The 7,895-nt window shown below is 57.5% G+C and carries 6 protein-coding genes and 1 pseudogene; 4 read left to right on the top strand and 3 right to left on the bottom strand.

Features of this window, described 5'->3' with window-relative positions; translation table 11 throughout:
• Window positions 1-13: 13 nt before the first annotated feature.
• Together AB5Y97_RS16290 and AB5Y97_RS16285 are read right to left on the bottom strand one after the other, a co-directional pair.
• The gene (locus AB5Y97_RS16290; protein WP_041206016.1) at window positions 14-1,282 is read right to left on the bottom strand and encodes an IS4-like element ISAeme4 family transposase; all 1,269 of its coding nucleotides are present in this window, start codon (window positions 1,280-1,282) and stop codon (window positions 14-16) included.
• Window positions 1,283-1,346: 64 nt separating this feature from the next.
• The gene (locus AB5Y97_RS16285) at window positions 1,347-2,384 is read right to left on the bottom strand and encodes an NAD(P)H-quinone oxidoreductase (protein ID WP_368158480.1); all 1,038 of its coding nucleotides are present in this window, start codon (window positions 2,382-2,384) and stop codon (window positions 1,347-1,349) included.
• Between the two features lie 135 nt (window positions 2,385-2,519).
• Here AB5Y97_RS16285 and AB5Y97_RS16280 point away from each other — a divergent pair, with 135 nt between their 5' ends.
• The 3 genes from AB5Y97_RS16280 (at window position 2,520) to AB5Y97_RS16270 (ending at window position 5,120) form a co-directional block, all read left to right on the top strand.
• On the top strand, window positions 2,520-3,392 hold the full coding sequence (locus AB5Y97_RS16280) for a LysR family transcriptional regulator (RefSeq protein ID WP_368158479.1): 873 nt from the start codon (window positions 2,520-2,522) through the stop codon (window positions 3,390-3,392).
• A 145-nt stretch (window positions 3,393-3,537) separates the two neighbouring features.
• Window positions 3,538-4,401, top strand: coding sequence for a glyoxalase III HchA (gene hchA / locus AB5Y97_RS16275; RefSeq protein ID WP_058057895.1), 864 nt, complete (start codon window positions 3,538-3,540; stop codon window positions 4,399-4,401).
• A complete protein-coding gene (locus tag AB5Y97_RS16270; protein ID WP_201947396.1) occupies window positions 4,398-5,120 on the top strand; it encodes a PA1136 family autoinducer-binding transcriptional regulator in 723 nt (240 codons plus the stop codon). The genes hchA and AB5Y97_RS16270 overlap by 4 nt, the downstream gene beginning before the upstream one ends.
• A 72-nt stretch (window positions 5,121-5,192) precedes the next feature.
• Here AB5Y97_RS16270 and AB5Y97_RS16265 read toward each other — a convergent pair whose 3' ends face one another.
• Window positions 5,193-6,458 carry a RidA family protein gene (locus AB5Y97_RS16265; RefSeq protein WP_368158476.1) on the bottom strand — a complete coding sequence of 422 codons (1,266 nt, stop codon included), beginning with the start codon at window positions 6,456-6,458 and terminating at the stop codon, window positions 5,193-5,195.
• Window positions 6,459-7,282: 824 nt separating this feature from the next.
• On the opposite strand from AB5Y97_RS16265, the pseudogene AB5Y97_RS16260 reads away from it, so the two are divergent.
• Window positions 7,283-7,895 (top strand): annotated as a pseudogene (locus tag AB5Y97_RS16260) (ISAs1-like element ISAs1 family transposase); the annotation flags it as partial.

The following is a 7,895-nucleotide window of genomic DNA, read 5'->3' as shown; positions in this document are numbered from 1 at the left end:
CATATACAGGACCTTAAGAAAACACTTCATTTGAAATTCCTTCTAAGGTCCTGTTCTGTATCGATTTTCGCTGCTTGGTTCGACGGGCATTTTTCGCCAAGTAAACGGCAGCCCATTCCAGACGCTCTCTTATTTCCACCAACACCCGATGAGCCACCGCTTCCAATAACGGGAACCACCAGGTTCCGCTATTTTTCGCCGCTTTCAGTGTGGATAAACCGTCCCCCATCAGCGTCTGAGCTACCCGTCTTTTCATCACCAGCGACAACAGGCTGGCCCACACCAGCCCCTCGGCAATGGCTTTCTGACCTGTCACAAAGCCCTTGAGCCGGTTGTGCGACTTCCACTCCTTAAACAGCAGCTCCACCTGCCAACGACAGCGGTACAGGCTCATCACCCGCTCTGCTGGCCATGCCTCTCGTGGCAGATTGGTCATCCAGATACAGAACCGTTTCTCCTCGGCAAACCAGCGTCGGATCAGCCGATACTCGAACTTGCCCGATTTCACCACCATATCCAGTACCTCTGCCCGACAGTGCCGCCGTCCAGCATCCTTGAGTGACAGGCCCGCCAGCTTCGGCACTTCCCGTTCGTCACCGCGCCATGCCCGGATAATCTTCGGGTTCAGGCTCTTACTACCCCTGACCAGATAGAAACCGCCCGCCTCGTTTAGTTTCGCAAAGTAGGCCATATCGATGTAACCCGCGTCCGCCAACAGCAGGCTGTTATTGAGCCGCTCGGGCTCAGGCAGGAACTGGCGCTCTGACGCCGTATCGGCAGAGACCTGCATGCAAACTGGACTTTGCTCCAATAGAGACATGAGCATATGACACTCGATTGCCGCCGGGCTAATGGTCTTGAACCTTCCCGGAAACACTTCGGCCAGGCTTTTGTGGACGGCAAAGGAAGTACCATCCTGCAACAACACCTGTTTGAATGCGCCAAGGGATGCAGTCTTCATCTGTTGGCCGATACGCAAGGCGATAGCCCGTTCAACCAGCGCCTTCATGAACAGGGCGAACGACGCTTTGCGCAACTGGTTGTGAAAGGGCTTGTAGGAAACCTGATGGGCATCAACCAGTTGCAAGGCATTGAAATGATGGTGCAATCCAGCGATACCATCGACCTGGTCGCAGCCAAGTGCCCGCAAGAGTGCAGTCACCAGCATGGCAGGCGTAATGGCTCGTTTGCGCAAGCAAAATTGGCAGTCACGGGCAATGCGGTCGAGTTCGGCAGGAGAGAGAAGTTGCTCAAGATAGTGGTTGGCATCGATAATGGTCATGGCTTCGTGCGTGGCGGTTTTGTTTGGCGATAAAATCAGATCACAATCGAAGCCATTTTTATATCTATTTCAATTGGTTGCTGCTAAAGATCCTGTACATGAATACCAGCTTGCCGATATGACGGCCTGAATCCAGCAAATGGTGGGCGGCGGCGGCCTCATCCAGCGGGAAGGTCTGGTAAACCTGCGGTTTGACCTCGCCGCGTTCGATAAATGGCCAGACATGAGTTTGCAGCTGGGCAATCAGCTCGGCTTTTTCCTGCGGAGTACGCGAGCGCAGGGTGGAGCCGATATGGGTCAGCCGCTTTTGCAGCATGGGAAACAGATCCAGATTGGGGGCGGCGCCCGCAATAATGCCGATCTGGACTATGCGACCATTGATGGCGGCCGCCGCATAGTTGCGCGCGACATACTCTCCGCCAATGATATCGAGAATGATGTCGGCGCCATGGCCATCGGTGGCTGCATGCACGGCCTCGACAAAATCCTCCTCCTTGTAGAGCACGGCCACATCCGCGCCCAGCTTGATGCTGGCGGCCTGCTGCTCGGGTGAGCCGACCGTGGTGATGATTTTTGCGGCGCCAAATGCCTTGGCCAGCATGGTGGCGGTCGTGCCGATGCCGGAGGCGCCGCCATGAATCAAGATGATGTCGCCTTTTTTAAACTGGCCCCGTTCAAACATATTTGACCAGACCGTCATAAAGGTTTCCGGCAGTGCCGCGGCTTCGACAAAGCTCAATCCGGGCGGCAGGGGCAGGACATTGCTCTGGTGGGCGACGCTGTATTCGGCATAGCCGCCACCCGAAATCAGCGCGGCGACCTTGTCGCCAACCTTGAGATGCTCCACCTGCTCCCCCTTGGCGACCACGACCCCGGCGACCTCCAGCCCGGGAATATCCGATGCCCCTGCCGGAGGCGGGTAGAGCCCTTTGCGCTGCATCACATCCGGCCCATTGATGCCGGTCGCATAGTGCCGGATCAAAACCTCATCGGGCTTGGGCTCTGGTGTGGCGCGGGTGGTCAGTTGCAAGACATCGGGGCCACCTGGTTGGGTAATTTCTACCGCGCTCATGGTGGCGGGAATGGAATAGGCGTTATGCATCAGCGGCTCCTTGTAACGAGGTGATATGAGGTTCCCCGAGTGGGATGAGCACCAAGATAGTGGAGATTACTGATGAATAAACGCAGTATTATCCCTCACCTGTAATGCAAAAATGCATTTCAACCGGGAGTCGTGATGAACTGGGATGATGCGAAAATTTTTCTGGCGTTGCATCGGGAGGGGAGCCTGAGGGGCGCCGCCCGTGTGGTCGGGGTCGATCAGGCCACCATTGGCAGGCGGATTGCCGCACTGGAGCATCGTCTGGCGGCCACGCTGTTTCTCCGCACATCCAAAGGGTATGTGCTGACTCATGTCGGAGAGATAGTGCTGGCCAGCGCCCAGCAGATGGAGCTGGCGGCCATTGATTTCGTACGGGCGGCGCAAGGGGTCGATAACCGCCTGGTCGGGGAGGTCAGCGTGGCGACCACAGACACCCTGGGGATGGATTTTTTGATACCTGCTCTGACCGAGCTGCATCAGCGTTATCCAGATATCAGGGTCATCCTCAATACCTCGACCCAGGTGGTCAATCTGTCCCTGCGGGACGCGGATATCGCGATCCGGACGGTGAAGCCGGACAATCCCGACCTGATTATTCGCAAGCTGGCCTCTTGGCCGGTCGGGTTGTATGCCTCCGCCGACTATCTGGTTCGCCATGGCATTCCCGAAGCGGGCACCGGTTTTGCGGGCCATTCGCTGGTGGTGTATGAGCCCCACTGGCAGAGCGATCGCTCGCCCATGATGCTCGAAGAGGCGGCCGAGGGGGCCACGGTCGCCGCGGGGGTCAATACCAGCCTGATGCTGCGTCAGGCCCTGTTGATGGGGCTGGGACTTGGCGAGGTAGCGGTTCCGCTCGCAGAGCAAGCCGGGTTGGTGCGGGTCTGGCCCGAGCGGCAGTTACAGCAATCCTACGATGTGTGGCTGGTGACCCATCAGGATGTGCAACATGCCGCGCGGGTTAGAGCGGTCATGGATGCCATCGTCAGGGCATTTGCCGCGATGGCCTAAATCTGGCGGGGATTCTGTTCAGGTTTTGTCGCAGCGCGGTCACACCTCTTGCCATAGTCATGGCGGTTGAGGGAAAACCCTCATTTACTTGGTCTCTGACAGTCAATACTGTGAGACCGAGTCCACCACTACTGGAGCCTGACCCATGACCGACATGCTTGTTGACGATAAACAACCAACCCCGGATCCGGCAGAGCAGAATGCCTTCTTCCCGTCGCCCTACTCCCTGAGCCAGTTCACCTCGCGCAAATCTGACCTTGCCGGGGCCGACTATCCCGCTCCCTATCGGGAGGGGCGCTGGAAGATCCTGCTGATCGGGGCCGATGAGCGCTATCTGCCCACCGACAACGGTACCCTGTTTTCCACCGGTAACCATCCGGTCGAAACCCTGCTGCCCATGTATCACCTCGACAAGGCGGGCTTTGCCTTTGACGTGGCCACCCTCTCCGGCAATCCGGTCAAGTTCGAGTGGTGGGCCATGCCCGGCGAAGATGAAGAGGTGTTGGGGCTCTATGCCAAATATCAGGCGCAGTTCCGCCAACCGGCCAAGCTGGCCGATCTGCTGAAAGAGGCGCTGGCCGCCGACTCGGACTATATCGGCGTCTTTATTCCCGGCGGCCACGGCGCCCTGATGGGGTTGCCGCAGAGTGCCGAGGTGAAAGCGCTGCTGGAGTGGGCGATGGCCAACGATCGCTTCATCATCTCCCTCTGTCACGGGCCTGCTGCGTTGCTGGCGGTGGCCAATCCAGAGACCTTCGCGGGCTACAAGATCTGCGCCTTCCCCGACGAGCTGGATGCCCAGACCCCGGCAATTGGCTATATGCCGGGCCACCTCACCTGGAAGTTTGGCGAGAAGCTCAAAGAGATTGGCTTCGAGATCGTCAACAACGGCATCTCGGGAGAGGTGTGCCGGGATCGCAATCTGCTGACCGGTGACAGCCCGCTGGCGGGCAATAACCTCGGCAAGCTGGCCGCTACCACCTTGCTGGAGGCGGTTGCCAAGCGATGAGGTTGTCGTCGTCGCCAGCGAATGCGCTGCAGGTCGCGGTGGCGCTGGAAGGGTGCCAGCGGTTGGAGGAGATCCAGCAACTGGTGCGCGCTTTTGCCACCCCGCTGGGGTATCACCGCTTTGCGCTCTTCTCCATCAGTGCTAGCGAGGAGGGGGTGGTCGAGCATCTCTACTGGCTGGAGGGGGAGTGGCTGGAGAGCGGCGAGGCGGTCGACCTGCATGCCTATATGCGCGAGTGCCCGATGGCGATGCATATCAGGGAGCGAGACCAGCCCTTCTTCTGGAGCAAAACGGTTGGCGCTGCTGGCGAGCAGTACCGTATCGTTCGCCAGCCTGAGGGGCCGGGCCGACATGGCTTGCAGGTTCCCGTCTATGGGCCGTTGGGGCTGGAAGGGGCGATGAGCTTTGGCGGCGATCAGATCGATGCCAGTGCCCACACTCGGGTTGGCCTTGCGCTGATCGCGGCGGCGGCTTTTCATGCAGCTCGTCGCCTGATGGAGATGCCGGTAGCGGGTCACGAGCGTGGCCTCACTGGGCGCGAGCGCGAAGTGCTGGAGTGGGTCTCCCGGGGTTGGCGCCATGCCGATATCGCCACCACCCTGAAGCTTTCGGTGCGCACGGTCGAGAACCATCTGCGCAGTGCTCGCCGTCGACTGGGGGTGGCCACTACCGCAGAGGCGGTCAGAGTGGCGCTCAGGAACCGCGATATCGAGGGTTGAGGGGTCATCCCTTTGTCAGGCATGTAAAAAGAGACCGGCATATAGCCGGTCTCTTTTTATTGAGCGAAAAACTTACGCCTGCGGCGGGGTGCTTTCGGCGTTGGACATCACAGCATCCATCTGCACCAGGGTGCCAGCGGGCAACTCGCTCACCCCGAATACGGTGCGGGCCGGCAGATAACCCGGGAAGTATTTGGTGTAGACGGCGTTGACCGCGTCCAGATCCGCGATATTGGCGAGCTGGATATTGACCTTGACGATATCGTCCATCACATGGCCGATGCTCTCCACAATCGCTTTGATATTGCTCAGGCACTGGGCGGTCTGCTCCTTGATGCAGCCAGCCAGGATCTTGCCGGTGGCGGGGTCTATCGGCAGCTGCGCAGAGAGATGGTTGTAGTGGGAGAAGGCGACGGTCTGGCAATGGAGCGGGCTGCGCGGTGCCTTGTCGGTATTGCGGGCGCGGATCACCAGATTGTGTCTGTCTTCCACCAGTTGTGGCGGGGTACCGTCACCGTGGGAGATGACCGCATCCATCTGCACCCGCGCCCCCATGGGCAGGGCGACGGCACTGACCACAGAGCGGGCAGGCAGATAGGCGACGGCGCGGGCAATGGCGGAGTCGGGGAAGAAGGTGGTGTAGACCTCGTTGACGGCCTCCAGATCGGCCAGATCGGTCAGATAGACGGTAACCTTGACGATATCGTCAAACGGCACGTCGATGCTCTCCAGCACCGCCTTGATATTGCGCAGGCACTGGCCCGCCTGCTCCTTGATGCCACCGGCAACCAGCTGGCCAGAGGCTGCATCGACCGGCAGCTGCGCGCCGATATTGTTGTAGTGGGAGAAGGCCACGGTGTGGGTGGAGAGCGGATTGTGCGGCGCCTTGTCACTGTTGCGGGCCAGTTTAACCAGCGGGCAAGGATCTTGTGGGAAGGTACCTTCGCCGTTGGAGATGATGGCATCGATCTGCACCAGTGCACCCAGCGGCAGGGCGGCGACGGCGAGGGTGGTGCGGGTCGGCAGATAGCCCGGGAAGAATTCGCGATAGACGGCGTTGACCGCTTCCAGATCCGCCATCTCTTTCAGGAAGATGGTCGCTTTGACCATATCGTCCATCACATGGCCGATGCTCTCGATGATTGCCTTGAGGTTGCTCAGGCACTGTCTTGCCTGCGCGGTGACATCGCCACTCACCATCTTGCCGGTGGCGGGATCGACCGGCAACTGGGCCGAGATATTGTTGTAATGAGAAAACGCCACCGTTTGGGTGCAGGGGCCCAGGTCCTGGGGGGCATGGGGGGTATTTCTTGCCGACTTGATGATGGTGCCACTCATAGATATGCCTCTTTTTAATATTTGTTGTTTATTCAGGTACAGGTTTACCCCATCTTGTTGTGCGCCATGGCCACTGCGCCAGCGGCGGCATCCCCGGTTATTATTTGTGTTCCACTCAATTACTGAGAGGAATAAGGGAGAAGAGGACAGGGTAGATATTTCAGACGCTGCGATTCTATGAGTGGCTATCAGGGGTTGCAAACCGCTGATTGCATTTCTATGAGATGGCTCAATGGGCGCAAATTTAATCATATTGCTATTCAATTCACCCGAAATCGTAGCCAATTTGTGCGCAAATGGTGCCAAACCGGCGGACAGCCTTGCCCTGACTGGGTTTGCTCTCCCCCTCTTCGGGATATTGGCGTGTGAATAAATGGTTAATATTATGCGCCGATGTGCAAATAATGCATATTATGGTGCATGGATATCTGTTTTCAGCTCTTTTAAGGGGCTATGAAAATTCCCGTGAATATGCATATCAACATTATTAAAGATACCTCTGGAATATAATTCACGGCTTTTGCATTCCTCTCTGTAAATGATTATTCCGGCATACTCGATGACGCCTTGCTGGCAGCCGGGATCTGTTATTAACGCCATAAAATTCTATGCCATGAATTTGCACGGCGGATCTGCCCCTGCTGCACAGGAGTGGGGAGCATGGCGTTGGCGTTGGCGTTGGCGTTGGCGTTGGCTTGGCGTGACGGCGTGCGGGAGCGGTGGCGCTGGATAAGGAAGCAGGGCGGGATCGCACTTTGTTAATGAAATTTGAACAGGCAGATCGTCTGTGATCTAATCGCGTCTCCATGCAGGAGGCACGCGCTATGACGTTGATTGAACACCTTACCCTTGTCGAAGAAACTCGCTCTGAGATCAATCGTAAACATAACCTGGTTGATGTCATGTTCCTTGTCATCAGTGCCATCATGAGTGGTGCCGAGGGCTGGAATGACATCGAAACCTATGGCGATTCAAAGATCGATTGGCTCCGTCAGCATCGCCCCTTTGCCAACGGCATCCCGCGGCGTCACACGGTTGCCCGCATTCTGCGCTGCATTGTCATCGATACCTTGCTTGAAGCGTTGCTGTGCTGGGTCAATGAACAGCGCACTCATCAGGGCAAACCCATCATTGCCTTTGATGGCAAGGTGTTACGCGGCTCCTTTCGGGGAAATGCCAAGGATGCGCTTCAGTTGGTCACGGCTTACGATACCGAAAATGGGCTGGTGTTAAGCCAGAAAGCAACCCCTAACAAGAAGGGGGAAATCGAAACCGTCAAAGATATGCTGGACATTCTTGAGCTAAAAGGAGCCGTTGTCACACTCGATGCGTTGCATTGTCAGCGTGAGACACTGGAGAAAATCAGCGAGAAGAAGGCTCATGTAGTGGTACAGGTCAAGAATAATCAACCGAAGCTGTATCAAGCGGTTCAATCGC

The sequence above is a fragment of the Aeromonas sp. R10-2 genome, from assembly GCF_040908445.1.
In the GTDB taxonomy this organism is placed as follows: Bacteria; Pseudomonadota; Gammaproteobacteria; order Enterobacterales; family Aeromonadaceae; genus Aeromonas; species Aeromonas veronii.
Note: the sequence above shows the minus strand (reverse complement) of the source record. Positions and strands in the feature narration are given on the sequence as shown.

What these genes read in the sequence shown, in the direction of transcription:
- AB5Y97_RS16265 (WP_368158476.1), bottom strand. Translation starts at nt 6,458, where the DNA reads ATGAGTGGCACCATCATCAAGTCGGCAAGAAATACCCCCCATGCCCCC.
- hchA (WP_058057895.1), top strand. Translation starts at nt 3,538, where the DNA reads ATGACCGACATGCTTGTTGACGATAAACAACCAACCCCGGATCCGGCA.
- AB5Y97_RS16285 (WP_368158480.1), bottom strand. Translation starts at nt 2,384, where the DNA reads ATGCATAACGCCTATTCCATTCCCGCCACCATGAGCGCGGTAGAAATT.
- AB5Y97_RS16280 (WP_368158479.1), top strand. Translation starts at nt 2,520, where the DNA reads ATGAACTGGGATGATGCGAAAATTTTTCTGGCGTTGCATCGGGAGGGG.
- AB5Y97_RS16290 (WP_041206016.1), bottom strand. Translation starts at nt 1,282, where the DNA reads ATGACCATTATCGATGCCAACCACTATCTTGAGCAACTTCTCTCTCCT.
- AB5Y97_RS16270 (WP_201947396.1), top strand. Translation starts at nt 4,398, where the DNA reads ATGAGGTTGTCGTCGTCGCCAGCGAATGCGCTGCAGGTCGCGGTGGCG.